This window comes from Blautia sp. 1001283B150304_161114_C9, assembly GCF_015668165.1.
Taxonomy (GTDB): domain Bacteria; phylum Bacillota; class Clostridia; order Lachnospirales; family Lachnospiraceae; genus Blautia_A; species Blautia_A wexlerae.
The window spans coordinates 1-25380 of the sequence record NZ_JADPGO010000011.1; the positions used below are offsets into that span (position 1 = coordinate 1).

The 25380-nt window shown below is 41.1% G+C and carries 25 protein-coding genes and 1 tRNA gene; 24 read left to right on the forward strand and 2 right to left on the reverse strand.

Features of this window, described 5'->3' with window-relative positions; genetic code table 11:
* Positions 1-208: 208 nt before the first annotated feature.
* The 5 genes from I4V44_RS07435 (at position 209) to I4V44_RS07450 (ending at position 3456) form a co-directional block, all read left to right on the forward strand.
* Positions 209-279 (forward strand) — tRNA-Trp (locus I4V44_RS07435).
* 249 nt (positions 280-528) lie between these two features.
* Positions 529-1020 carry an RNA polymerase sigma factor gene (locus tag I4V44_RS07440; protein WP_118585873.1) on the forward strand — a complete coding sequence of 164 codons (492 nt, stop codon included), beginning with the start codon at positions 529-531 and terminating at the stop codon, positions 1018-1020.
* A gap of 5 nt (positions 1021-1025) precedes the next feature.
* Positions 1026-2882, forward strand: a complete 1857-nt coding sequence (locus I4V44_RS07445) for a hypothetical protein (protein WP_243100764.1) — start codon at positions 1026-1028, stop codon at positions 2880-2882.
* Positions 2883-2977: 95 nt separating this feature from the next.
* Entirely contained in the window at positions 2978-3112 is a 135-nt protein-coding gene (locus tag I4V44_RS17885; RefSeq protein ID WP_330610604.1) for a hypothetical protein, read from the forward strand.
* Positions 3109-3456, forward strand: a complete 348-nt coding sequence (locus I4V44_RS07450) for a cation:proton antiporter domain-containing protein (RefSeq protein WP_330610605.1) — start codon at positions 3109-3111, stop codon at positions 3454-3456. The genes I4V44_RS17885 and I4V44_RS07450 overlap by 4 nt, the downstream gene beginning before the upstream one ends.
* A gap of 260 nt (positions 3457-3716) precedes the next feature.
* Here the strand turns inward: I4V44_RS07450 and I4V44_RS07455 are convergent, their stop codons facing one another.
* Positions 3717-5987: a glycoside hydrolase family 3 C-terminal domain-containing protein gene (locus I4V44_RS07455; protein ID WP_196002543.1), complete on the reverse strand. Its 2271-nt coding sequence runs from the start codon at positions 5985-5987 to the stop codon at positions 3717-3719.
* 144 nt (positions 5988-6131) lie between these two features.
* Here I4V44_RS07455 and I4V44_RS07460 point away from each other — a divergent pair, with 144 nt between their 5' ends.
* The 8 genes from I4V44_RS07460 (at position 6132) to I4V44_RS07495 (ending at position 12831) form a co-directional block, all read left to right on the forward strand.
* Entirely contained in the window at positions 6132-6893 is a 762-nt protein-coding gene (locus tag I4V44_RS07460; RefSeq protein ID WP_196002544.1) for a helix-turn-helix domain-containing protein, read from the forward strand.
* 307 nt (positions 6894-7200) lie between these two features.
* The gene (locus I4V44_RS07465; protein WP_118585864.1) at positions 7201-7965 is read left to right on the forward strand and encodes a threonine/serine exporter family protein; all 765 of its coding nucleotides are present in this window, start codon (positions 7201-7203) and stop codon (positions 7963-7965) included.
* On the forward strand, positions 7962-8408 hold the full coding sequence (locus I4V44_RS07470) for a threonine/serine exporter family protein (RefSeq protein WP_118585861.1): 447 nt from the start codon (positions 7962-7964) through the stop codon (positions 8406-8408). Before I4V44_RS07465 ends, I4V44_RS07470 begins: the two co-directional genes overlap by 4 nt.
* Before the next feature lie 401 nt (positions 8409-8809).
* The gene (locus I4V44_RS07475) at positions 8810-9430 is read left to right on the forward strand and encodes a GDSL-type esterase/lipase family protein (protein WP_008708211.1); all 621 of its coding nucleotides are present in this window, start codon (positions 8810-8812) and stop codon (positions 9428-9430) included.
* Positions 9431-9608: 178 nt separating this feature from the next.
* Positions 9609-10268 carry an amino acid ABC transporter permease gene (locus I4V44_RS07480; protein ID WP_118585855.1) on the forward strand — a complete coding sequence of 220 codons (660 nt, stop codon included), beginning with the start codon at positions 9609-9611 and terminating at the stop codon, positions 10266-10268.
* Positions 10249-10926 carry an amino acid ABC transporter permease gene (locus I4V44_RS07485; protein ID WP_008708209.1) on the forward strand — a complete coding sequence of 226 codons (678 nt, stop codon included), beginning with the start codon at positions 10249-10251 and terminating at the stop codon, positions 10924-10926. The genes I4V44_RS07480 and I4V44_RS07485 overlap by 20 nt, the downstream gene beginning before the upstream one ends.
* Positions 10927-10947: 21 nt before the next feature.
* Positions 10948-11703: an amino acid ABC transporter ATP-binding protein gene (locus tag I4V44_RS07490; protein WP_118585852.1), complete on the forward strand. Its 756-nt coding sequence runs from the start codon at positions 10948-10950 to the stop codon at positions 11701-11703.
* Positions 11704-11835: 132 nt separating this feature from the next.
* Positions 11836-12831 carry a cysteine ABC transporter substrate-binding protein gene (locus I4V44_RS07495; RefSeq protein ID WP_118585849.1) on the forward strand — a complete coding sequence of 332 codons (996 nt, stop codon included), beginning with the start codon at positions 11836-11838 and terminating at the stop codon, positions 12829-12831.
* 207 nt (positions 12832-13038) lie between these two features.
* On the opposite strand, the gene I4V44_RS07500 is transcribed toward I4V44_RS07495, so the two are convergent.
* Entirely contained in the window at positions 13039-13878 is an 840-nt protein-coding gene (locus tag I4V44_RS07500) for a polysaccharide deacetylase family protein (protein WP_196002545.1), read from the reverse strand.
* A gap of 999 nt (positions 13879-14877) precedes the next feature.
* Between I4V44_RS07500 and eno the strand changes: the two genes are divergently transcribed.
* The 11 genes from eno to dxr all read left to right on the forward strand — a co-directional run bounded on the left by eno (position 14878) and on the right by dxr (position 25380).
* Positions 14878-16215: a phosphopyruvate hydratase gene (gene eno, locus I4V44_RS07505; RefSeq protein WP_025580319.1), complete on the forward strand. Its 1338-nt coding sequence runs from the start codon at positions 14878-14880 to the stop codon at positions 16213-16215.
* 87 nt (positions 16216-16302) lie between these two features.
* Complete coding sequence (secG, locus tag I4V44_RS07510; protein WP_008707669.1) at positions 16303-16539, forward strand: preprotein translocase subunit SecG; 237 nt, start codon at positions 16303-16305, stop codon at positions 16537-16539.
* Between the two features lie 104 nt (positions 16540-16643).
* Complete coding sequence (gene rnr, locus I4V44_RS07515; protein ID WP_196002546.1) at positions 16644-18926, forward strand: ribonuclease R; 2283 nt, start codon at positions 16644-16646, stop codon at positions 18924-18926.
* 75 nt (positions 18927-19001) lie between these two features.
* Positions 19002-19472: an SsrA-binding protein SmpB gene (smpB, locus tag I4V44_RS07520; protein ID WP_196002547.1), complete on the forward strand. Its 471-nt coding sequence runs from the start codon at positions 19002-19004 to the stop codon at positions 19470-19472.
* Positions 19473-19934: 462 nt separating this feature from the next.
* Positions 19935-21014: a hypothetical protein gene (locus tag I4V44_RS07525; RefSeq protein ID WP_196002548.1), complete on the forward strand. Its 1080-nt coding sequence runs from the start codon at positions 19935-19937 to the stop codon at positions 21012-21014.
* Positions 21015-21094: 80 nt separating this feature from the next.
* On the forward strand, positions 21095-21790 hold the full coding sequence (pyrH, locus tag I4V44_RS07530; protein WP_008707658.1) for a UMP kinase: 696 nt from the start codon (positions 21095-21097) through the stop codon (positions 21788-21790).
* Positions 21791-21859: 69 nt separating this feature from the next.
* Entirely contained in the window at positions 21860-22411 is a 552-nt protein-coding gene (frr, locus tag I4V44_RS07535) for a ribosome recycling factor (protein WP_008707656.1), read from the forward strand.
* Positions 22412-22525: 114 nt separating this feature from the next.
* Complete coding sequence (locus tag I4V44_RS07540) at positions 22526-23254, forward strand: isoprenyl transferase (RefSeq protein ID WP_330610608.1); 729 nt, start codon at positions 22526-22528, stop codon at positions 23252-23254.
* Between the two features lie 3 nt (positions 23255-23257).
* Entirely contained in the window at positions 23258-24052 is a 795-nt protein-coding gene (locus tag I4V44_RS07545; protein ID WP_196002550.1) for a phosphatidate cytidylyltransferase, read from the forward strand.
* A 17-nt stretch (positions 24053-24069) separates the two neighbouring features.
* The gene (locus tag I4V44_RS18500; RefSeq protein ID WP_420314075.1) at positions 24070-24204 is read left to right on the forward strand and encodes a DUF6783 domain-containing protein; all 135 of its coding nucleotides are present in this window, start codon (positions 24070-24072) and stop codon (positions 24202-24204) included.
* 33 nt (positions 24205-24237) lie between these two features.
* The gene (gene dxr, locus I4V44_RS07550; RefSeq protein WP_008707653.1) at positions 24238-25380 is read left to right on the forward strand and encodes a 1-deoxy-D-xylulose-5-phosphate reductoisomerase; all 1143 of its coding nucleotides are present in this window, start codon (positions 24238-24240) and stop codon (positions 25378-25380) included.

Below are 25380 nucleotides of genomic sequence, written 5' to 3' on the forward strand. Positions count from 1 at the left end.
CGAGGTAGATAGGGCAGAGGTGGAAGTGCAGCAATGCATGGAGCTGACTGTTACTAATCGGGTGAGGGCTTGACCAAAAAAGCTGAGAGGCGAAGTCACGAAGTGACCACCGCGGAGTAGATCATTCACTCAGCAACGCAGGAAGTAATGAATCTCAGGGAAATGTCAGCATGTATGTAGTTTTGAGAGTATATAAAATATACTTTGTAGGGGATTGGTCAAATGGTATGATAGGGGTCTCCAAAACCTTTGGTGGGAGTTCGATTCTCTCATCCCCTGCTTCTAACGAGTCAGAAAGTCAGTGAAATCAAGGCTTTCTGGCTTTTTTGTTTTGTTAAAAATGGAAAGGAACCAGATAAGTACCTTTTTTCAACCATAAATGAGCAAATTTGAAAATTGAGAATAAAAAGACATTGACGATCCATCTTCGATTGCCTGTGTCTTTTTTTGTATAAAATAAAAAATTTTTGAAAGGAACTGCCCATATTTCAAGTCTAATAGTTATAAAAATGAAAAGGGGGTATAAAAATGGATGCTTTGGTAACAGCAGCTAAAAACGGAGATAAAGAAGCGTTTGTTCAATTGATCCGGATGAATAAGCAGAGCTTATATAAAGCAGCCTGGGTTTATCTTCGGAACGAGCAAGACATTGCAGATGCACTGCAAAATGCAATCCTGTCCTGTTATGAAAATATACAGGGGCTGAGAGAAGTGAAATATTTTAAGACTTGGCTGATTCGGATTCTGATAAACGAATGTAAAGACATTCTCCGTCAAAAGAACCGTGACACAGAACTGGAAAATTTTGAAGAAGGTATACATTGTGAAGACCTGGATCTTTGTGAATGGAAGCAATTGCTTTTATGTCTTGATGAAGAAAGTAGGAAAATTGTAGAACTCTATTATTTTGATGAATTTTCTGTAAAGGAAATAGGTGTTCTTCTTGAAATGAACAGCAATACCGTATCAACTAAACTTTCCAGGGCAAGAGCAAAATTAAAAAGGGTGATCAGGAGGTGATGGATATGAATGAAAAAGAAATCAGAAAAATTTTAAAAGAAGAAACTGAGATACCCGATAATATTGATAAAGCTATGGAAGATGTTCTGAAGGGAATTTTAGATTCTCCAGATGAGAGAATTGGTAACACGAATAATTTAGTCATAAAACCAGATGAAAGAAGAAAGAAAAGTTCAGGGAATAAGAAAAAAATAATTCGGATTCTTCTTCCGGTGGCTGCTGTATTAGGCATTAGCACCGGTGTACTTGCAACAAAACTTGGATGGCTTCATAAAGAACTGGAGCAGCAGGGTGTTACTGGACAGGAAACTGCCCAAATGATTGTTACAGAACCTGATTCAAATGCAGAAAATGTAGAAGATATGACTTCTTATCATATAACTCCTGAGGAGATGGATTGGAGACAGTCTATGCTTTCTATTACAGAAGCTTATTTTGATGGCAGTAGTTTAAGCTTTCTGGGCGAACCTTCAAACGAGGCGAGGAACTATATGATCAGTTGCAGGGACCATGCGACAGTGAATGGAGAAGATGCACTTGCATCTTTGAATAAGATAGACGGGGAAAATCTCTATTATGGGCATATTACCCTGTATGATGATGCATTGACAGAAAAAATATTAAAAGAAGATTCCAAGGTAGAGCTTTCCATGACCATTCAGGCATATCCGGATTATAACGGTAAGATTTATTACACCTGGAAAGATTATAAAGTTTACGAAAAAATTTTTAAAACTGGTTCTTTTACAGATTCAGAAGGAATGCTCTCTTATGCACTGCCTGCGGAGGATGTTTACAGAGGATATACGCCTCAGACTCTTACGTTAACCCTTCCATTAAATAATGAAGTACGGGATATCATAGAAAAATACAGGAAAGAAGGAAAGCTGCTAGCTGAAGATACTGGAGTAGAACCCACTTCGGATTCCTTGGATGAGAATACACAGGAAACAACAAGTTCAGAAAGTTCTTTAGATTCTACGGAAGTAAATGAGAAATATGATTCAGAAACAACAGTGTTACAGGTAAAGGAAAGTCATGTAACAGCTTCTTTGCCGGGAAAATCAGGAACGCTTACGATAGAGGCCGATATTATCGGAAGTACCTCCGATGTTTCGAAAGGAATCCTGGAAAAATGTAACGTATCAGAGGAAGAAATCCGCTCCTGGTTTGGTGGGAAAGATGGCTGGGAAAAATCTGTGACAGATGAAATGGTCTGGGAAAATAAAGAAAAAGGACTGCAGTTATTCGTTTCAGACGGAATGATACAGTGTGATGGATTAAGTGAAAAAGACCTGGGATCTTTAGGAAAAAGTACGGAAGATGAGGAATTAAATATTATAAATCAGCTGCTTTCCAGAGCTAATTTAACTGGAACTTCTGTAAGAAAATCAATCAGCGACATGGAAGTAGGATATGATTATTACGACACGGAAATTCTGCTGAATGGAGTATTGGTGGGTGGACTTTCCCAGCATTATTATCGGGGAAATACAGGTTTTGGCCCTGAACTTGAAGATTGCTATTTTAATATGCCGATTCCACTTCAAGTGAAAGAGGAAGAATCAGTTACTATGCTTCCTATGGAAGAAATTCTAAAATCAGTGGAACAATATGTAAAAGACGGGAAAATCGGTTTTTTTACAGAACAGAATGATACAGGGGAAACGGAATCAACCACGATTCCAGTTACAAAAATCTGTCTGGAATATTATATTGATGAAACTGCAGAGGGAATCGTTTACAGGCCTGTCTGGAGTTTCCGCTGCCCTTACCAGTGGAAAGATTCTCCGGACGAACAGGAATTATTTTACATAGATGGAGAAACTGGGGCATTGATTCGGGATGCGTTTGGCTGGTAGGTATAAAAAAGAACGGTGTTGTAATAACCGCGGATATCAAAGCATTTGCTAATATTCCGGTTTCCATTATTCTGGGAATTATTCTTGGAGCGAGTGTGGGCTATCTGCTGTATCTGTTTTTTGAGACTGCATATGCGAAGAAACATTATGTCAGAAACAGTATGAAAGTAATCATTGTTCTGGGATGTTCTTTTCTCCTGATTGCGATTGAAGGCTGGCTGCGGAAGTGATTCTTTTCGTTCTGGTGGGTGCTGCTGTGGATATCCGCTATACACTGGAAGCCGGACTTGCCGCAGTTGCTATGATTTTCGTTGCACTGATCTTCCGGTCTTTCGGCGTACTGCTCTGCACAGTGAAAACAAATCTATCTGCAAAAGAAAGGGCTTTTTGTGTTATTGCATACCTTCCGAAAGCAACGGTACAGGCAGCAATTGGCTCTGTTCCCTTTGCAGCAGGATTGCCGTGCGGAAAAATTGTACTTTCCGTAGCTGTTATGGCAATTATTATCACAGCTCCACTGGGGGCTTTTGGCATGGATCTTACTTATAAAAAAATTCTGACAAGAGAAAAATAAAGGTGCAGTTAACAGAGTGCAAGATAATATAAAATATACAAGGAATAGCTATTTGACAAATACAATAATCTTTGAGATTCACCATAATTAAAGTAAAGGATATACATATTAATAAAAAAGCTACTGCACAATCTGGAATATTTTTCCGGATGTATATGCAGTAGCTTTTACTTATATGGAGTAATATATCATGCAAAATTATTCTAAAGTAATATTCCACATGAAATAAGATAAATAGCAGAGTAAATACTTTAAGGTTATTAACATAATGCCTGCAGTTTATCAATGATCTCCTGGATTTCAGCACGTGAGAATCCGCCAAAGCTGCACAGAGAACGAAGCGGCATGGAATCAGTCATTGCTTCTACCATTTCCTCGGAGATGGCTTCTGCAGCAGATTCAGAAGCAGTTTCGCTTCCGCCGTTCATTGCAGAGAGATATTTAGATGTTAACTCTTTTGCAGTTTCTTTTGTTTTAGGATAGCGGAGCAGTTCTCCAAGTGTGGTATTCATGTGAACATGCATCGGAATCACCTGGCTGCTAGAGAGTTTGATGGTTTCAGAGAGACGGATATCTCTGGAAGATGCACCGACCAGGATCTCATATTTGCCGCTTGCTGCATACCAGTCATGTAATTCAGTATTGTACCATGCAAAGCTGCGCTTATCCAGTTTCATGGTAACTGTTTTGGTTTCACCAGAAGTAAGTTGAACTTTCTCAAAGCCTTTCAGTTCTTTTTCGGGACGGATTGCAGAGGAAGTCATATCTTTGACATAGAGCTGGACAACTTCTTTTCCTGCAACGCTGCCTGTATTTGTCACATCTACAGAAATAGAGATGGTATCTTTTTCTGTCGGAGTTGTGTTTGAAATCTGCAGATTGCTGTATGTAAATGTAGTATAGGAAAGTCCGTATCCAAATGGATAGGCAACTTCCATCTGCTTGGTATCATAATAACGATATCCTACAAACACACCTTCACGATATTCCACTTTATCGCCACCGCCGAAGTTCAGGTAGGATGGATTGTCAGCCAGTTTCACCGGGATTGTTTCAGCCAGTTTACCGCTTGGATTCACAATACCATAGAGGATATTTGCAACAGCAGCACCACCTGCCTGTCCGCCAAGGTAAGCTTCCAGAATACCTTTCACATCATTGATCCATGGCATTTCCACAGGAGAACCATTGTGAAGAACGACCACAGTATTTGGCTGAACTTCAAGGATCTCACCAATAAGACGGTTCTGGCATTCAGGCAGTCTCATATGAGAACGGTCATATCCTTCAGACTCAAAACTGTCCGGAAGTCCGGCGAAGATCACAACCTTATCAGCAGTTTTTGCGGCCTGAACTGCTTCAGCAGCCAGCTTTTCATCATATAAATCTTTATCAGCAGGAAATCCTTCTGCGTAAGTAACCTGTGCATCAGCAGGAACAGATTCCAGTGCATTGGTAATTTTAAAACAGTTAATATGAGAACTTCCGCCGCCCTGGAAACGAGGTTTTTTGGCAAAACCACCTATAAAAGCTACTTTTTCAGAGGCTTTCAGAGGCAGAATCTGGTCTGTGTTTTGCAGAAGAACCATAGATTCTTCTGCAATACGGCGTGCCTCTTCATGGTCTTTTTCCATAGTAAATTCCTGTGGTGTGCGGTGGTCGGCATATTTGTAAATAATATTCAGGATACGTTCTACAGCCTGATCCAGAACTTCTTCTTTCAGGGCTCCGTTCTTTACAGCTTCAATGATCAGAGCATCGTTTGTTCCGTTGGAACCTGGCATCTCCAGTTCCAGGCCGGATTCCAGACCTTTCACACGGTCATTGACAGCACCCCAGTCAGACATAACATATCCTTCAAATCCCCAGTCATTGCGGAGAACATCGGTAAGAAGCCATTTGTTCTCGGAAGCAAAAGTACCGTTAATCTGATTGTAGGAGCACATAAAGGTATATGGCTGAGCCTTTTTTACTGCAGTTTCAAATGCAGGAAAATAAATTTCGCGGAGTGTTCTTTCATCTGCTTCAGAAGAATTGCTCATGCGGTGATATTCCTGATTGTTAGCTGCAAAATGTTTGATGGAAGTTCCTACATGCTGGGACTGCACACCATTGATAAATGCAGCAGCAATTTCACCTGCAAGGTATGGATCTTCTGAATAGTATTCGAAGTTTCTTCCGCAGAGCGGAGAACGTTTAATATTGACAGCAGGTCCTAAAACAACAGATACGTCATTTGCCTGAGCTTCTCTGCCAATAGTCTCGCCCATGGATTCCATTAAGTTGCGGTCAAAAGAGCAGGCACTTAAAGCAGCAGGAGGGAAGCAGACAGCTTTGATACTGTCGTTCATTCCAAGATGATCGCCCTTGTCATCCTGCTTACGAAGCCCGTGAGGACCATCGCTTACCATTACCTCCGGGATTCCAAGTCTTTCCACGCTCTTCAGATGCCAGAAATCAAGACCTGAGCACATACCTGCTTTTTCTTCCAGAGTCATCTGGCTGATGATTTTTTTTAAATCACGATTCATAATAAATTCCTCCATAAGTTGAATATATGTTGAACAGATTGTTTGTGTTGCCTTTATCTGGACTATATCACCTGTAAATGATAAAATATAGTAAAATATTGCTATAAATAACAAAATATTGCTGTATATGTGAGAGGAATAAAGATGCAGGAGAAAAATAAGAAATATAACGAAAAAGAACAACAGATCGCAGAGAACCGAAGCAGGAATACTCTATTTGAGAGACGTGAGAATTTACAGAAACATGAATCTTATGCAAGTGAGCGTCGGCAGTATGATGCTATCAGGAATGGTCAGACAGACAGAATACAGTCCGTTTTTCAGATCACACCGGATGGAACTCCTGGAATCTTGTCCAGAAATGAACTGCGAAACAGTAAAAATATGTTTATCGCAGGAATTACGCTGTTTACCAGAGCTGCGATTGAAGGTGGCGTACCTGAAGAAACTGCTTATGCATTAAGCGACGGTTATATTCAGACAGTAGAAGAGTGCACCAGTAAATCTTCTATAGAAAAGTTATTACAAAAAGCAGCCCTGAGATTTGCCCAGGAAGTGCAAAAGTCCGGAATGAGACATTACAGCAGAGAAATTGAAGCGGCAGTAAAATATATTCATCTTCATCTGCATGCTTCTATCACACTGAAAGAAACTGCAGAGGCAGCAGGGATCAGTGCCAGTTATCTTTCCAGATCGTTTAAAAAAGAAACAGGAATGCTTTTTGTCGACTATATTCAGAAAGAACGGATAGAAGCTGCCTGTAATATGCTGACCTATTCAGATTATACAGCAGCACAGATCAGTGAATATCTCTGCTTTTCCACACAGAGCTATTTTATAAAAATTTTCAGAAAATACACAGGGACCACACCTGCGAAATATAAAAAATATAAAATTCAGGACTAATATTTTATGAAAGCACTAGAAAAATAGAAGTTGTATTAGCGGCAGTTAAGCTTTATACTTATAGCAATTCCATAAAATAATGCAATCAAGACAGTTCAGCAGAGTGCGAAGGACAAGGAAGATACCTGCAGGCGTGCTGACGCATGGCAAAGATATCTGACGCAGAACTTCACGCTATGATGGACTGGATTGTTTGCAGTAATTTATGGAATTGCTATAAGCTATCATCAGAATACAAAAGTGCAGAAATGAGATGCTGGCGTATATTATGCCGGACTCTTTTCTATAAAATTAAAGGAGTATTCCTATGCAGACGTCCAAAGATTTTTTACACATTTTTCTTGATATGGGTGACGCATTGTTAAACAGCGGTGCAGAGATTTTTCGGGTGGAGGATACGCTGAACCGAATGGGTTATGCCTGTGGTGCTGCGCAGATGAATGTTTTTGTGATCACATCCAGTATCGTTATTACCATGGAATTTCCGGGAGAAGGAGCGCGGACACAGACCCGACGGATCAGGGAGTGCGGAGGAAATGATTTTACCAAACTGGAGCAGTTGAATGACCTGAGCCGTCGTTTCTGTAATCATCCTGTTCCGGCAGCAGAGCTTCGGAAGGAATTTGATAAAATTAATATAAATAAAACAAAACCGCTATGGAAACTTCTTGGAAGCCTTCTGGCTGCATGCAGTTTTGCTTTTTTTTATGGTGGAAGTATTCCGGATGCTGTTGCAGCAGGGCTTGGGGCTGTTCTGATCTGGGGATTACAGCAATATCTTCGTCCGGTATGCATGAATGAAGTGACTTTTCAGTTTGTGGCGTCTTTTCTTACAGGCTGTGCAATCTGTGGATTAACCTTGCTGTACCCATTCCTTCGCATGGATAAGATTATGATCGGTGATATTATGCTTTTGATTCCGGGATTGATGTCGACAAATGCAATCCGGGATGTACTTATTGGCGATACACTCTCCGGAATCATCCGTCTGATCGCTGCTTTACTACTTGCTGCGGCACTGGCACTTGGATTTATGGGAGCAATTATTTTATTTGGGAGGTTTAGACTTTGACTGCAGCAATCATGATACAATTAATTACCGGAGCCATTGGCTCTGTGGGATTTGGAATTCTTTTTCATATAAAAAAGAAATATTTGCCTTTGGCAGCAGTTGGCGGTTTCCTTAGCTGGCTGGTATTCCTTCTGGGAAAAGAATTCTGGGGAAATGTTTTTCTTCCGACGCTGATGGCTGGCTTTGTTACAGATGTGTATGCAGAAATTCTTGCAAGAATCTGTAAAGAAACATCTACATCTTTTTTTGTTACTTCCGTAATCCCTCTGATTCCCGGAAGTACTCTTTATTATTGTATGAACAGCATTGTGGAAGGAAATACTGTTCGGGCATTGGAATATGGACGGGACACTTTTCTTTTTGCGTTTGGAATTGCGGCGGGAATGAGTATTGCGTGGTCGATTTGCTATTTTCTGAGAAGTGTGAGGAAAAAACAGAATTGACCTGGAAAGAAATTCCAGGTGAAATGACATACATCCGTTTTGTTCCGTAGATACAACCGGAAAAATGCGGTAGAACAGGTATTGAATAAATGAAAATAACAGTGTTATAATTCATAACAGAATATCGCACGAAGGAGAGCAGATATTACATCTTATATCAGGTGTAGTAGCTGCTCTTTTTGTGTTAATAAAGGGACGCTCAGAAAACAAGCACTCTTTCCAGGCGTCCCCCTTTAATACTTAATATTTAATTAACCATACACAAATATATTTTTTCAAAAGAAAATAAAAAAGGGCTTGACAAACAAAAATAAAGATTGTATAGTATTCCTATCAAATAAATATGAAAACAAGGAAAACAAAAATCCCATTAAAAATATCAGATAAGAAGGTGACAAGACATGAAACAAATCTTATGTTTCGGTGATTCCAATACATACGGTTTAATCCCGGGAACTACTAATCAGAGATACGGATGGGGTACCCGCTGGACCAGCATCCTGGATGACAAAGTAAGAACAAAAGGCTACAGAGTAATCGAAGAAGGACTCTGCGGAAGAACCACCGTATTCGATGATCCATTCCGTACAGAAAGAAGAGGAACAGAAATGCTTCCGGCAATCCTTGAGAGCCACAGACCAGTAGACACTATCGTTCTCATGCTTGGCACGAACGATTGTAAAAGCGTATACAGCGCAACCCCGGAAGTGATCGGACAGGGGATTGAACAGCTCCTTGATCAGATCAACACTGTAAACCCGGATGCCAAAATATTACTGGTATCTCCAATCTACCTTGGGGAGAGAATCTGGGAAGAGGATTTTGATCCGGAATTCGATAAGAATTCTATCGAAGTATCATGGAATCTGCCCCGGGTGTATGAGAAAATCGCCAGAAGAAGAAATATTTCTTATCTTCCGGCTTCAGAATTTGCCCGACCGGGAGAAGCTGATCAGGAGCATCTGGATGAACTGGGACATAGCAGACTTGCAGATGCAATTTATGAAAAGCTTGCAGGATGAAGCCTGAAATGTTATGATAGTTCACAGATGTGCAGATGTAACGCTTTAACTAAATCAAGTAAACTACCTGCTTTAACCGAAATAGCAGTGGATTGAAAAGTAATAAGCGGCACAGGCACACCAGAGCGTTCTTCAAATATGCTCTAAATCATAATAATAGAAGGAGAATAAAGTAACCATGGATTTTGAGTTTATCCGCGAGCAGACACCTCTTTATATTGAGGCAGCAAAGCTTACACTTCACATGGCGGTGATTGGTGTGCTGCTTGCCATTGTGGTTGGGCTTGTCTGTAGCATGATTAAGTATTTCAGGATTCCTGTACTTCGTCAGATAGTGGAATGTTACATTGAACTGTCCAGAAATACACCATTGTTGATCCAGTTGTTTTTTCTGTATTTCGGTCTTCCGAAAATAGGGATTGTCCTCAGCTCAGAACAGTGTGCGATCACAGGACTGACCTTTCTCGGAGGCAGTTATATGGCAGAAGCCTTCCGAAGCGGCCTGGACAATGTTCCACCGATTCAGATAGAATCCGCATTAAGCCTTGGAATGAGTAAGAGTCAGGTATTTACAAACATTATCCTGCCCCAGGCGGTATCCAATTCTATTCCGGCATTCTGTGCAAATGCGATCTTTCTTATTAAGGAAACCTCCGTATTCAGCGCAGTAGCACTTGCAGACCTGATGTTTGTGACAAAAGACCTGATCGGAATTTATTACAAAACAGATGAAGCCCTGTTTATGTTGGTAATCGCATATCTGATCATACTTTTACCAATCTCACTTATCTGTTCATTTGTAGAAAGGAGAGTCCGCTATGCAGAATATGGGGATTGAGGTTCTTTTTAAGGGAATCAACTCATTAAGACTCTGGCAGGGCTTGTGGGTAACAATAAGAATTGCACTGATTTCCATGGTATTTTCCATAATCCTTGGATTTCTTCTTGGGATGGTAATGAATATCCCAAATAAAATCATTAAGTTTATCTGCCGCATTTACCTTGAAATCGTAAGAATCATGCCGCAGCTGGTGCTTTTGTTCCTGGTATATTTCGGAGCGGCCAAGCATCTGGGGATGAACCTTTCCGGTGAGACAGCGGCGGTCATTGTATTTACATTCTGGGGAACTGCTGAAATGGGTGATCTGGTGCGAAGTGCGCTGATCTCCATTCCTAAACACCAGTATGACAGCGGATACGGTCTTGGATTAAACAAATGGCAGGTCTATCTTTATATTATTCTTCCACAGACTATAAGAAGACTTCTTCCATCCGCAGTGAATCTTCTTACCCGAATGATCAAGACCACATCGCTGGTAGCTCTTATCGGAGTTGTAGAGGTATTGAAAGTTGGAAAACAGATCATAGATGCATCACGTTATACAAATCCGACAGCGGCCCTCTGGGTATACGGTGCAGTATTCTTTATGTATTTTATCATATGTTTTCCCTTCTCCAGACTCTCCAGAGTACTGGAAAAGAAGTTTGCTGATTAATAGAGAAATGAGGATAAATGAATGGGACAGCCGATTTTAGAAGTAGAACATTTAAAGAAATCATATGTAAACAATGTTCCTATTCTGGATGATGTTTCCTTCTCCCTGCAAAAGGGAGAAGTGGTAGTGATCGTAGGACCTTCCGGATGTGGAAAAAGTACTTTTCTGCGATGTGTCAACAGACTGGAAGAGATTGACAGCGGCGTACTGAAGCTTAACGGTGTAAGCTATGAGAAAGAAAAAAAGAATATAAGCAAAGTCAGAGAGAAGATAGGAATGGTTTTCCAGAGCTATGATCTTTTCCCGAATATGACAATTTTAAATAATCTTCTTCTGGCACCGATGAAAGTGCAGAAGAGAAACAAAGAAGAAGTGAAAAAGGAAGCGGAGCAGCTTCTTGACCGGGTTGGTCTTCTGGATAAGAAAGATAATTATCCAAGACAGCTCTCCGGTGGTCAGAAACAGCGAGTTGCCATTGTACGTGCCATGCTGATGCATCCGGAGATCATGCTTCTGGATGAGATTACAGCAGCACTTGATCCTGAGATGGTAAGAGAAGTACTTCAGGTAGTACTGGAACTTGCAAAGACAGGAATGACCATGCTGATCGTCACTCATGAGATGGAATTTGCCCGTTCCGTAGCAGACAGAGTGATTTTTATGGATAAGGGAAATATTGTAGAAGAGAACACTCCGGAACAGTTCTTTGATGATCCGAAGACTGACAGGGCAAAACAGTTCCTGAACAGTTTCCATTATGAAACAGTGAAAAAATAGAATAGAGGAAAACAGAATATTGTATAAATCCTAAAATGGGTGATAATAACCATGAAATAGCAGGATATTACGAGAGCTGGTTATAAAAATTATAATAAAATTAAAATTTTTTAAAACATGGAGGAAAAGAACATGAAGAAAAAAATATTAGCAGTTTTATTAGCAACAGGTGTGGCAGCAACAACACTTCTTGGCGGAAGTATTCTTGTAAGTGCGGCAGATGACGGAGGAAACACTGCACAGGCCCGTACTCTGGATGAGATCAAAGAAGACGGCAAGATTAAGATCGGTGTATTCAGTGACAAGAACCCATTTGGATATGTAGACGAAAACGGTGATGTTCAGGGCTATGATGTTTACTTTGGAAAGAGACTTGCAAAAGACCTCCTCGGAAGTGAAGATGATGTAGAATTTACTTATGTAGAAGCAGCAAGCCGTGTAGAATACCTGCAGTCTGCAAAAGTTGATGTGATCCTTGCAAACTTCACAGTAACAGATGAAAGAGCAGAGAAAGTAGACTTCGCACTTCCATACATGAAAGTAGCTCTTGGTGTTGTTTCTCCTGATGATGCGCTGATCACAGATGTAAAAGATCTGGAAGGTAAGAAGCTGATCGTTGTAAAAGGAACTACAGCAGAAACATATTTCACAGAAAACTATCCGGACATTGAACTTGTAAAATTTGATGAATATCAGGAAGCATATGATGCACTTCTGGATGGAAGAGGAGATGCATTCTCCACAGATAACACAGAGGTTCTTGCATGGGCTCAGCAGAATGAAGGTTTCTCTGTAGGAATCGAATCCCTTGGTGATATCGATACAATTGCACCGGCAGTACAGAAAGGTAATACAGATCTTCTCAATGCAATCAATGACGAAATCAAATCTCTTGCAGACGAACAGTTCTTCCACAAAGACTTTGAAGAAACTCTGAAACCTGTTTATGGCGACAACATTGATCCGGAAGATCTGGTAGTTGAAGGTGGAGTTGTAGACAGTGAAGAAACAACAGAAGATGCTGACAAAGAAGATGCAGCAGACACAGATGAAGCATCTGATGATACAAAAGACGCAGAAACAACAGAAGAGCCAGAAGAAACTGAAGCAGCAGAAGACGCTGAATAATTATTTGTAAAAACGAACCGTAACTGTAAAAATGCAGGACGGTTACAAAATCACATAACGTAACATAAATTGATATTCTCATAAGTATTGATTTATAAACAAAAGGAGAGGTACTCTGAAGGATAAAGATCCTGCTGAGTGCCTCTCCTTTTTGGGTAGAGTTAACTTTTGCTTCAATTATGAAAATCTTGCATACGGGGAACGGGATCAGGAATGTTCAATCAGCTCATTTAAGGAATGGAACGAATATCCCATATCTTCCCACTTGTTCAAGAGTTCATCCAGAATCTGCGCGTTAGTAGAAGATGTGCTATGCAGCAGAACAATAGCACCGGGATGAATTCGTCTGGTCAGCTTTTCGATAGCCTCCTGCGGATCTGGCTGATTATCCTGATACCAGTCCACATAAGCAAGACTCCAGAAGAAGGTATAATATCCCATTTCTTTGGCCATAGACAGATTCAGGGTACTGTAAATTCCCTGCGGCGGCCGGTAGAATTTGGTCATTTCCTTACCGGTAATTTCTTTATAAATATCTTCTACACCAGACAGTTCTTTTTGAAAAGATTCCTGCGTGGAAATCTTTGACATATCAGGATGTGTCATCGTATGGTTTCCAACAATATGTCCTTCGGCTTCCATCCTTTTTATCAGCTCCTGATTTTCAGAAATAAAATTTCCCACCACAAAAAATGTAGCAGGTGCCTGATGTTTTTTCAGTGCATCCAAAATAGCAGGAGTATTTCCATTTTCAAAGCCTGCGTCAAAGGTGAGATAGATTTTCTTTTCTTCGGTATCTTCAGCAAAAAAGGCATTGTACTGAGCCAGTTCTTCTATCGTTGCATTTCCAACAGGACGTTTGCCTTCTTCCTGAAAACTGAGTCCCCAGTTGGAACTTTGGGCAGAAGCAGCAGTCTGTCTGGCAGTGTTGTGCGATACGATTTTTCCTATAGAGGAACCTATAAATGCACAAGCACAGAAAAGAAGAAAAATCTTGGTAAATCTGGAAGAGAAAATCCGAGTGGAAGATATGTATTTGAGATGCATAGAGAGTATTAACCTCAGAACGGAATGATATTAGTTTAATATATGAGAAAGAGGGGAACTATAGAAGCTGAATGACAAATAAAAGAGCCACAGATTTATATTTCATCGTGGCTCCTGTTAAAATTCTGTATCCAAGGGATGATACCTCACTTTCTGTAAAATAAATTATGAAATTGTATGAATTTGAATTATGAAATTAACGGTTCAACTTACTGTCCCATTGGTCTGTACCTTCCTTTTATAGTTTCATAGGGTAAATCGTTAAGTTTTCATTGGACTGTACCTTCTTCATGTAAATGAACGGTTACGTTTTATAATAGGGTAAATCGTTAACGTTTCATTGGACTGTACCTTCCTTATTTTGATTGAATGTCACTTTAAAAATAAGGTAAATCATTAAATTTCCATTGGACCGTACCTTCTTTAGAATGTTTAACTGTTACGTTCAAAATAAGATAAATCGTTAGGTTTCCATTGGACTGTACCTTCCTTGTTTGATAGGAACTACTTATAAAACTTAGTTGGATTTAAAAGCTTAAGTTCTTGGTGGTCCGTACCTGCCTTTCTTATAAGTCATGAATTTGAAACTTTGCTATTCTGGTGGTCTGTACCTCGCTTTCTTAAATTATGAAGAAAAGATTATGTTTTCGGTGGTCTCACTCCTTTACTTTTTTGTTTTTCGTAATCCCTTTTGTTTTATGAACTTAATATAACAGATAAAGAATGAAATGTCAAGAATAAAAATAGAAAATTTACAAAAATATTTAAAAGATAATATTAAAATTATTTGTATTGATAAAATATTCTGAAAATAATAATGAATATAGACAATGCATAGCCGGAAGCATATTGGGTAAAAATATGGTTGTAAAGATATACAAGTCAAATTACGTTACTGTTCACGCCGTTCTCAGTGACGTATTTTGACTTGAGGTTTAACTGTAACTGTGAAAATATGGAACAGTTACCGGTTTATTAAAATGATCAGGAGGTTCTAATATGTTACGTTATCTGCCTGTAAGAAGGGTTCATGCAAGACAGGTACTTGATTCCAGAGGAAATCCTACAGTGGAAGTAGAAGTAACAGTAGGAGAAGGTGTGATCGGGATAAATGGATATACGGGAAGGGCAATCGTCCCTTCGGGAGCTTCCACAGGAAAGTTCGAGGCAGTGGAGCTTCGTGACGGAGAAAAAGGCTGCTACACCGGACTTGGTGTCCGCAAAGCAGTGGAGAATGTAAATACAAAGCTGGCAGAAGCAATTCTTGGAGAAAATGCTCTGGATCAGTCCTATATTGATAAAAAAATCATAGAAACAGACGGCACAGACAATAAAAGTAATGTAGGGGCAAATGCGGCACTGGGAGTATCCCTGGCAGTAGCAAGGGCGGCAGCAGCAGCTCTTCGTGTTCCTTTATATCAGTATCTTGGCGGCTGCCATACCAGACAGATGCCTGTACCGATGATGAATATCTTAAATGGGGGACGTCACGCTGACAATACGGTGGATTTACAGGAATTCATGATCATGCCGACGGGAGCGGAAAATATGGAGCAGGCGATCCGAATGTGTGCGGAAGTATACCAGTTTCTCAGAATTATCCTGAAACAAAAAGGTCTGTCAACTGCAGTCGGGGATGAGGGAGGTTTTGCACCGGATCTTTCCGATTCAGAAAGCGTCCTGGAAGTGATTCTGGAAGCAGTAAAAAAGGCAGGGTATGAACCCGGAAAGGATATCAGCATTGCAATTGATGCTGCGGCAAGTGAACTGTACGATGAAGAAAGAGGCGTTTATGTTTTCCCCGGAGAAGGAAAAATGAAAGGGGAAGAAGTTCTCAGGGATTCCGGCGAGATGATAGAATATTATGAAAAACTTGCAGAGAAGTTCCCGATTGTTTCCATTGAAGATGGACTTGAGGAAGATGACTGGGAAGGCTGGAAACAGATGACAAAAAGACTGGGAGATAAAATACAGCTCGTAGGTGATGATCTGTTTGTCACGAATATCAAACGTCTTGCATGTGGTATCAAACTGGGAGCGGCAAATGCCATTCTGATAAAATTAAACCAGATAGGAACACTTTCAGAAGCATTGGATGCAGTGGAAATGGCACAGAAAGCGGGATACAGGGCAGTAATTTCTCACAGATCAGGAGAATCGGAAGATTCATTTATCGCAGATCTGGCAGTTGCCACAGGTGCCGGCCAGATTAAGACAGGTGCACCCTGCCGTTCGGACCGAAATGCCAAATATAACCAGCTTCTTCGTATCCATGAGGCCTTGGGAGAACTGGCAGTGTATGAAAATCCTTTTAAAGAAAATGAAAAAAATTGTTAAGAAACCTGACAAAAACTCTGAATTGTGGTTGAAATCCCCATCCGGCTATGTTACAATGAAACTCAGTTGATTAGGAGGTGTAACGAAGTGCAGATTATTAAGATCATTCTGAGTGTCATTTTCATAATAGATTGCATCGCTCTTACAGTAGTAGTTCTTATGCAGGAAGGTAAGCAGCAGGGACTTGGTGCTATCGCCGGAGCAGCAGAAACATACTGGGGTAAGAACAAAGGTCGTTCCATGGAGGGCGGACTTGTTAAGGCAACCACTATTATGGGAATTTTATTTTTTGTAATTTCTGTAGCATTAAATATGCTTGGTTAATCAGAAAAGAAATTTGAAACACTCTTGTTATGTGCAAGAGTGTTTTTTGTGTCATAAAGAGCTGAATCAGATAAAAGTCCTCTGCGGAGGCTGTGAGGAGTAATATGAGTAAAAAAGATATGGACAGAAGAAAAAAGTTTATCCTGGAACTGATGGGAGATCCTATTTATCAGCCAATGAGACTCCGCGAGATTTCTTCTCTTCTGAGACTTTCAAAAGAAGAGAAAAGAGAGCTGTATGATGTTCTGGACGAACTTTGCGAGGAAGGAAAGGTATCTGTAGACCGCAAGGGCAGATATGAAAAGGTCAAAGGAAAATGGAAAAAGAAAAAAGATGACCGTTATTACGATGACCGAAGAGAAGAATACGGATCAGAGTATGGCAGAAAGAAGAAAGATAAAAATAAAAAAGATAAAAATAAAAAAGAGCAGCCGGAGGGAATCCAGGCTGAGGGAACATTCATCGGACATCCCAAAGGTTTCGGCTTCGTAGAAATCGAAGGACAGGATGAGGATATCTTTATTCCTGAAAGTGATACAGGAACAGCCATGCATCAGGATAAAGTAAGGATCATCATCAGAGATGACAAAAAAGAGGGAAAACGCCAGGAAGGTGTAGTTGTGAAGGTTCTGGAACGTGGTATGCCTGAAATTGTAGGAACTTACCAGTTAAATCGGGATTTCGGTTTTGTGATCAGTGATAATCCGAAATTTTCCAAAGATATCTTCATTCCGAGAAAAGAAGCAGCAGGAATTAAAAATGGTGATAAAGTAATCGCGGTGATCACAGATTACGGCTCCGGAAATAAGAATCCTGAAGGAAAAATTAAGGAGAATCTGGGAAATATCCGAACACCGGGTACAGATATCCTGGCAATCGTCAAGAGCTTCGGAATCCCAAGTGAATTTCCTGAGAAAGTAATGAAGCAGGCTCAGCGTGTTCCGGATCATGTGCTGGATGCAGACAGAGATGGAAGACTGGATCTGAGACATCTGCAGACAGTCACTATTGACGGCGAAGATGCCAAAGACCTGGATGATGCGATTTCCCTGACAAAAGAGGGGGACATCTACCATCTGGGAGTCCATATCGCAGATGTAAGCAACTATGTACAGTACAACAGTGCTTTGGACAGGGAAGCACTGAAACGTGGAACCAGTGTTTATCTGGCAGACCGCGTTGTGCCAATGCTGCCGGAACGTCTTTCAAATGGAATCTGTTCCCTGAATCAGGGAGAAGACAGACTGGCATTGAGCTGCCTGATGGACATTAATGAAAAGGGGAAGGTAGTTTCCCACCAGATCGCAGAAACAGTGATTAACGTAAATGAGAGAATGTGCTATACTGATGTAAAGAACATTCTTGAGGACACAGACGAAGAAGCAAAGAAACGGTATGATGCACTTATCCCGATGTTCTTTATGATGAAAGAACTGTCCGGAATCTTACGAAACAGCCGCCATCACAGAGGTTCCATTGACTTTGATTTCCCGGAGAGCAAGATTATTCTCAATGCAGCAGGAAAAGCAATCGATGTTAAGCCATATGAAGCAAATGTGGCAACCAAAATCATTGAAGATTTCATGCTGATGGCAAATGAGACTGTGGCACAGGAATACTGCACAGAAGAGATTCCGTTTGTATACAGAACCCATGATAACCCGGATCCGGAGAAAGTGGAGAGTCTTCTGACATTACTTCACAATCAGGGTGTGAAGATTCAGAAAGCAAAAGAAGAAATCACGCCAAAAGAAATCCAGCAGATCATCGAAAGTATCGAAGGGCTTCCGAATGAAGCAATGATCAGTCGTCTGGTGCTGCGTTCCATGAAACAGGCGAAATATACAACAGAATGCAGCGGTCACTTTGGACTGGCAGCAAAATATTACTGCCATTTCACATCTCCGATCAGAAGATATCCTGATCTGCAGATCCACAGGATCATTAAGGATAACTTACGAGGCAGACTGATGCGTGAAGGCAGAACCGAACACTATGCTGAAATCCTTGATGAAGTTGCGAGGCAGTCCAGTGTATGCGAACGCCGCGCAGATGAGGCAGAGCGTGAATCAGACAAGCTGAAGAAAGCAGAATACATGTCCTACCATCTGGGAGAAGAGTTCGAGGGAATTATCTCAGGTGTTACCGGATGGGGGCTTTATGTGGAACTTCCGAATACTGTAGAGGGACTGGTTCATGTCAACACGCTGCGTGATGACTACTATGTTTTTGACCAGGAGAGCTATGAACTTCGCGGTGAGATGACAAAGAAAGTGTACAAGCTGGGAGATAAGGTTCGTGTCCGCGTGGCAGATGCAGATAAGATGCTCAAGACTGTAGACTTTGAGCTGGTTTCTGATATCCGGGACGATGAAGAAGAGAATTAAATAAAAATGTATGGATACACTTCTGGTATTTGATGATGAAGAAGAGAGTTAAATAAAAATGGCTTGGAGGATATTATGGCAAAGAAAAAAGGAATGAAGCTGATTGCCAATAATAAAAAGGCATTTCATGATTATTTTATAGAAGATACTTATGAAGCCGGCATTGCCCTTGCAGGAACAGAGGTAAAATCCCTGCGCATGGGTAAGTGTAGTATTAAGGAATCCTTTATACGTGTGGAAAACGGAGAGGTTTACATCTACGGAATGCATATCAGCCCTTATGAAAAAGGAAATATTTTCAACAAAGACCCGCTGAGAATCCGTAAGCTTCTGCTTCACAGATATGAGATCAATAAGATTGAAGCAAAGCTCAAAGAAAAAGGGTTAACTTTAGTACCTCTGAAAGTTTACTTCAAAGATAGCCTGGTAAAGATAGAAATCGGTATGGCCCGAGGCAAGAAACTCTACGATAAGAGACAGGATATTGCAAAGAAAGACCAGAGAAGAGAAGCAGAGCGTGACTTTAAGGTTAAGAATCTATATTGATAATGCAGTTTTGCTTTCAGAAAAAATGGAAAACTATGATATCTGTCTGAATATGTCGGTTTTATCATAGGAAGGATGTGTGGAACTTCTGATGAAGCTTGCAGAATAAAAATATGTTAAATATGATCCGAAAGAGATAAGAAAGGACTGCCAGAGTAACATGGCAGTCCTTTCTGGTGAGTATCTGCTGATTACAGTGCGTGTTTCCTTGTGTGCAATAATATGATATCAGGGTCAGATACTTTTTAATCCTGACATCATAATATGAAGTAGGAAAAATGTGATTTTTTCATAAGAATGCGTCTGCAGACAGAGACTTTAAAAATCTGAAAGTCTTAAAATTGTATGAAATCGGCAGAGGCTTAGTTGACAAGTTTTCGATACTCTGCAATAATAGGAAATTGAAAAAATGACATTGTTAAAAAGAAAAAAGATATTCCATATAGCAGGAGGGAATATATTATGAAGAAACGTTATTTAATACTGGCAGGTCTTCTGGTAATGACAGTGGCAGCTGCCGGATGTGGTAAGAAAAAGACAACAGAGACAGCACCTGTAGAGGTAACAGCTACCCCGACTCCTGAGGTAACCAAGGCAGTCGATATGGTGGATATGCAGCAGACAGCAGATGAAGACATAAAGAATGTAATGGGGGAGAAAACTTCCACAGCATCTAAGATTGTGTTTGTAAATAATACAGGGGATGACATCCAGTCACTCTATATCCGCACTCATGTGGATGAAGACAGTGAGGATTATGATGCAGACGAGGATGGAGGATGGGGAGATGATCTCATCAATGGAATGTTTACCCTGACAGATAAGGACAAGGCACTATATTATATGCAGACTGCAAATACACAGACATCAGGTACACAGACATCAGATACACAGACAACATCCAACAAGAGTACAGCTTCCTATGATATCCGTATTGCATATGCTGATGAGGACAAGAATGAATGCTTTTTCCGCGATATTCCGCTTGGAACAATTTCGCAGATTACGTTATGTATGGATGGCACAGATGATGATGCGATCCCATATGCAAAATATCTGACAGGTACATCAACAAAAGAAGTATCCACGCTTGATGCGGTAAAGGAACGTCTTGGCATTACAGATGACAGTAAGTCAGAATCAGATTCCACAGACGACAGTGATAAGAATTCTACAGATAATTCTGATTCAGCAGATAATAATAACAGCGGTGACCAGAATACAGATGACAATGGAAATGGAAATGGCAGTAATAATGGTTCTGATGATGGAAATGGTGGAAGCACAGATAATGGAAATGGTGGAAACGGCGGTGGTGGAAACACAGATCAGGATAACAATGGCGGCGATATGATTTCCACAGCAGAACAGTATATCGGTCAGTCTCTGGATGCACTGGAAGGCGCATGCGGTTCTCCACAGGGCAGCAGCTATGAGGATGATCCTGAGACAGGTAAAACAGGATTCCATTATTACAGCAATTTCACAGTTTCTACAACAGTTGATGAAAATGGTAATGAAATTGTTGCCGGAATATGGTAGAATAGAACTACGAATGTAACAGAGGAGGTATTCCGATCCTCTGTTACCTGCGATAAAATTAATTTCAGGAGACAGTTACTATGAAACGTGTATTATTAAAATTAAGCGGTGAAGCCCTTGCCGGTGAGAAGAAGACCGGATTTGACGAGGCGACTGTTATTGAAGTTGCAAAGCAGATCAGGACAATTGCTGAGGAAGGACTGGAAATCGGCATCGTGATCGGCGGAGGTAATTTCTGGAGAGGACGCACCAGTGAGACTATCGACAGGAATAAGGCTGATCAGATTGGTATGCTTGCAACAGTTATGAACTGTATTTATGTATCTGATATCTGCAGATACCTTGGATTAAAGACAGAAATCTTTACACCATTTGTATGCGGTGCATTTACAAGCCTTTACTCTAAGGATGCAGTGGAAGCAAGCTTTGCACAGGGCAAGATCGTATTTTTTGCAGGCGGTACAGGACATCCTTACTTCTCCACAGATACAGCCACTGTACTTCGCGCAGTAGAGATCGAAGCAGAAGCAATCCTTCTTGCAAAAGCTGTTGACGGAATTTATGACAGTGATCCGAAGACAAACCCGAATGCAGTAAAATATGATGAAATTTCCATTGAAGAAGTAGTTGCAAAGAAACTGGCAGCTATGGATCTGACAGCATCGATCATGTGTATGGAACAGAAGATGCCGATGCTGGTATTTGCACTGGATGAAAAAGACAGCATCATCAATGCAGTACATGGCAAATTTGTCGGAACTAAGGTTACTGTATAAGTAAGGCTTATAAGTCAGTTTACAGAGAAAGTGTAATATAAAAACTATAAAAAGAGGGAGACGAACCTAATGGATGAGAGAATTCAGAAATATGAAGAGAAGATGAAAAAGACACTGGCAAGCCTTGAGAGCGAACTGGTTACAATTCGTGCAGGACGTGCGAACCCGCATATCCTTGACAAACTCGCCGTAGATTATTACGGAGCTCCGACACCTCTTCAGCAGGTGGCAAATATCACTGTCCCGGAAGCTCGTATGATCCAGATCCAGCCATGGGAAAGCAGCCTGATCAAAGGAATTGAGAAAGCAATCCTTACCTCTGACCTTGGATTAAATCCAAGCAACGATGGTAAAGTAATCCGCCTTGTATTCCCGGAACTTACAGAGGAACGCCGTAAGGAACTGGTTAAAGATGTCAAGAAAAAAGGCGAAGCAGCCAAAGTAGCAGTCCGCAACATTCGTCGTGATGCAAATGATGCATTTAAGAAACTTGCAAAACAGGATGTATCTGAGGATGAGATCAAAGAACTTGAGGAGAAAATCCAGAAGAGCACAGATAAATATATCAAAGAAGTTGATGCGGCAGTGGATGCAAAGAGCAAAGAAATCATGACCGTATAAGGGAAACGAAAAGGAGAGCTCCATGAATGCGGGCTCTCTTTTTATCTGAATGAGATAATGGACCGGAAACTGTGGTTCATTATGATGAGACAGTAAGGTTAAAGGAATAACAGGATAAGAAAAGGAAACAAGAGTATGAATGTACCAAATCATATTGCCATTATTCTGGATGGTAATGGACGCTGGGCGAAGGCAAAGGGAATGCCCAGAAGCTACGGACATGTGCAGGGCTGTGCAAATCTGGAAACAGTCTGTGACTATATGAAGGAGCTGGGAGTCAAATATGTGACTGTATATGCTTTTTCCACAGAGAACTGGAAACGTTCCAAAGATGAGGTGGACGGTCTGATGAAACTGTTCCGAAGTTATCTGAAAAAATGTATTAAACTGGCAGATAAGAACAAAATGCGTGTCCGGGTGATCGGAGAGGTTTCGGCATTTGATCAGGATATTCAGGAAAGTATTGCACGTCTGGAACAATATTCTCAGAAATATGATGAAATCTATTTCCAAATCGCATTGAACTACGGCAGCAGAGATGAGATCATAAGAGGTATCCGCAAACTTGCTCAGGATGCTGCAGATGGAAAAGTAAAGCCGGAAGAAATTGATGAGCATGTTTTTGACAATTACCTGGATACGGCAGGAATCCCTGATCCGGATCTGATGATCCGCACAAGCGGTGAATTGAGACTTTCCAATTTTCTGTTATGGCAGATGGCTTATACAGAATTTTATTTCACAGATGTGGCATGGCCGGATTTTAATAAAGCAGAGCTGATTAAGGCTATTGAGAAATATAATCAGAGAGACAGAAGATACGGCGGAGTTAAGGAGGAGTAAAGAATGTTTAAGACAAGACTCTTAAGCGGAATCCTGCTTGTGATTATTGCGCTTGCCACTATTATCAGCGGTGATTATGTGCTGTTTTTCACACTTCTTGCGGTTTCTCTCATTGGAATGAGAGAATTGTACAGAGCAATGAAGGTGCAGGATGAGAAGATAAATCTGCTGGCAGCAGCAGGCTATTTAGGCGTAGTATTATATTATCTGGCAGTACTGCTTGATTTTGAGAGGTATGGAGTGCTGGCAATCATTTTCGGACTTGTGCTGCTCATGTTTGTATACGTGTTCACTTATCCAACCTATGAGGCAGGGCAGGTAATGCCTGCACTGTTTGGTATTGTGTATGTGGCAGTTATGTTGTCGTTTATTTATCTTACCAGAGAGCTTCCCGGTGGAAAGTTCCACGTATGGCTGATCTTTCTGTGCTCATGGGGATGTGATACCTGCGCATATTGTGTGGGAATGCTGATCGGTAAACATAAAATGGCACCTGTCCTCAGCCCTAAGAAATCTGTGGAGGGAGCTGTGGGTGGTGTGGCAGGAGCTGCACTTCTTGGTGTGATCTATGCAGCAGCCACTCAGGGACCGATGCTGGAATATGCTGTGATCTGTGCAATCGGAGCGTTGATTTCCATGGTAGGCGATCTGGCTGCATCTGCGATCAAGAGAAATCAGGGGATTAAAGATTATGGAAAATTAATTCCGGGACATGGAGGAATCCTTGACAGATTTGACAGTGTGATTTTCACAGCACCGGTTATTTATTTCCTCTCTCTTGTGATGATTGAGATCTAGAGCGTGTCTGAAAAATCATTCCCACAAATTGTGACGCACATCTTGCAGAAAGCCTTTTTCAGACGCGCTCTAACGGAGCATATATTCTTCTGATATACATGTTTACAGTATTTTCTGATATGAGAACTGTCAGGTCAGAAGTAATTTTATAAAATTGTTGTATAAGTATTGAAATGAGGTACAATATGAAAAAAGTAGCAGTCTTAGGTTCTACAGGTTCGATCGGAACACAGACACTGGATGTGGTACGTGCAAATGATGACCTGGAAGTAGTTGGGCTTGCAGCAGGCAGCAATGTAGAAATGCTGGAGAAGCAGATACGTGAATTTCATCCCAGACTTGTTGCAGTCTGGAAAGAAGAGGCAGCCAGAGATCTGGCAGTACGTGTGCAGGATCTGGATGTAAAAATCGTAAGCCAGATGGGTGGTCTTATCGAACTTGCCAGAATGGAGGAATCAGACATTCTGGTGACCGCTATCGTAGGAATGATAGGAATCAGACCAACTATGGAAGCAATCCTTGCAGGTAAGGATATTGCTCTGGCAAATAAGGAAACACTGGTAACAGCCGGACATCTGATCATGCCGCTGGCAAAGCAGTTCGGTGTGCAGATCCTGCCTGTAGACAGCGAGCACAGTGCTATTTTCCAGGCACTTCATGGAGAGAAAAGAGAGCAGATACATAAACTGCTCATCACTGCATCCGGCGGTCCTTTCCGCGGAAAGAAAACAGCAGATCTGGAGAAGGTGACTCTGGAGGATACGCTGAAGCATCCGAACTGGGTAATGGGACAGAAGATTACAGTGGATTCTGCAACTCTGGTAAATAAAGGTCTGGAAGTTATGGAAGCCAGATGGCTTTTTGATGTAGATCTGGATCATATTCAGGTTGTGGTTCAGCCGCAGAGTATTATCCACTCTATGGTGGAATTCGAGGACGGTGCAGTGATGGCACAGCTTGGAACACCGGATATGAGACTTCCGATACAGTATGCATTATGCTACCCGGACAGAAGATTTTTAAAAGGCGACAGACTGGATTTTCATATGTTGAAGCAGATCACCTTTGAGGAGCCGGACAGGAAAACTTTTAAAGGTCTTCCAATGGCGGTGGAAGCGGCAAGGGCAGGCGGCAGTATGCCAACCGTTTTTAATGCTGCAAATGAGCTGGCAGTCCGCAAATTCCTTCAGAAAAAAATCAGCTTTCTGGATATTTACGAGATTATCGGGCAGTCTATGAGCAGACATACAGCAGTAAAGGATCCGGACCTGGATCAGATTCTGGAGATTGAGAAAGAAACTTATCGTTGGATTGAAAGCAGGTGGTAG

Excerpts from the sequence above, each read along its gene's own strand:
- I4V44_RS07440 (WP_118585873.1), top strand. The coding sequence starts at position 529 with ATGGATGCTTTGGTAACAGCAGCTAAAAACGGAGATAAAGAAGCGTTT.
- I4V44_RS07445 (WP_243100764.1), top strand. The coding sequence starts at position 1,026 with ATGAATGAAAAAGAAATCAGAAAAATTTTAAAAGAAGAAACTGAGATA.
- I4V44_RS07455 (WP_196002543.1), bottom strand. The coding sequence starts at position 5,987 with ATGAATCGTGATTTAAAAAAAATCATCAGCCAGATGACTCTGGAAGAA.
- I4V44_RS07460 (WP_196002544.1), top strand. The coding sequence starts at position 6,132 with ATGCAGGAGAAAAATAAGAAATATAACGAAAAAGAACAACAGATCGCA.
- I4V44_RS07465 (WP_118585864.1), top strand. The coding sequence starts at position 7,201 with ATGCAGACGTCCAAAGATTTTTTACACATTTTTCTTGATATGGGTGAC.
- I4V44_RS07475 (WP_008708211.1), top strand. The coding sequence starts at position 8,810 with ATGAAACAAATCTTATGTTTCGGTGATTCCAATACATACGGTTTAATC.
- I4V44_RS07480 (WP_118585855.1), top strand. The coding sequence starts at position 9,609 with ATGGATTTTGAGTTTATCCGCGAGCAGACACCTCTTTATATTGAGGCA.
- I4V44_RS07485 (WP_008708209.1), top strand. The coding sequence starts at position 10,249 with ATGCAGAATATGGGGATTGAGGTTCTTTTTAAGGGAATCAACTCATTA.
- I4V44_RS07490 (WP_118585852.1), top strand. The coding sequence starts at position 10,948 with ATGGGACAGCCGATTTTAGAAGTAGAACATTTAAAGAAATCATATGTA.
- I4V44_RS07495 (WP_118585849.1), top strand. The coding sequence starts at position 11,836 with ATGAAGAAAAAAATATTAGCAGTTTTATTAGCAACAGGTGTGGCAGCA.
- I4V44_RS07500 (WP_196002545.1), bottom strand. The coding sequence starts at position 13,878 with ATGCATCTCAAATACATATCTTCCACTCGGATTTTCTCTTCCAGATTT.
- eno (WP_025580319.1), top strand. The coding sequence starts at position 14,878 with ATGTTACGTTATCTGCCTGTAAGAAGGGTTCATGCAAGACAGGTACTT.
- rnr (WP_196002546.1), top strand. The coding sequence starts at position 16,644 with ATGAGTAAAAAAGATATGGACAGAAGAAAAAAGTTTATCCTGGAACTG.
- smpB (WP_196002547.1), top strand. The coding sequence starts at position 19,002 with ATGGCAAAGAAAAAAGGAATGAAGCTGATTGCCAATAATAAAAAGGCA.
- I4V44_RS07525 (WP_196002548.1), top strand. The coding sequence starts at position 19,935 with ATGAAGAAACGTTATTTAATACTGGCAGGTCTTCTGGTAATGACAGTG.
- pyrH (WP_008707658.1), top strand. The coding sequence starts at position 21,095 with ATGAAACGTGTATTATTAAAATTAAGCGGTGAAGCCCTTGCCGGTGAG.
- frr (WP_008707656.1), top strand. The coding sequence starts at position 21,860 with ATGGATGAGAGAATTCAGAAATATGAAGAGAAGATGAAAAAGACACTG.
- I4V44_RS07545 (WP_196002550.1), top strand. The coding sequence starts at position 23,258 with ATGTTTAAGACAAGACTCTTAAGCGGAATCCTGCTTGTGATTATTGCG.
- dxr (WP_008707653.1), top strand. The coding sequence starts at position 24,238 with ATGAAAAAAGTAGCAGTCTTAGGTTCTACAGGTTCGATCGGAACACAG.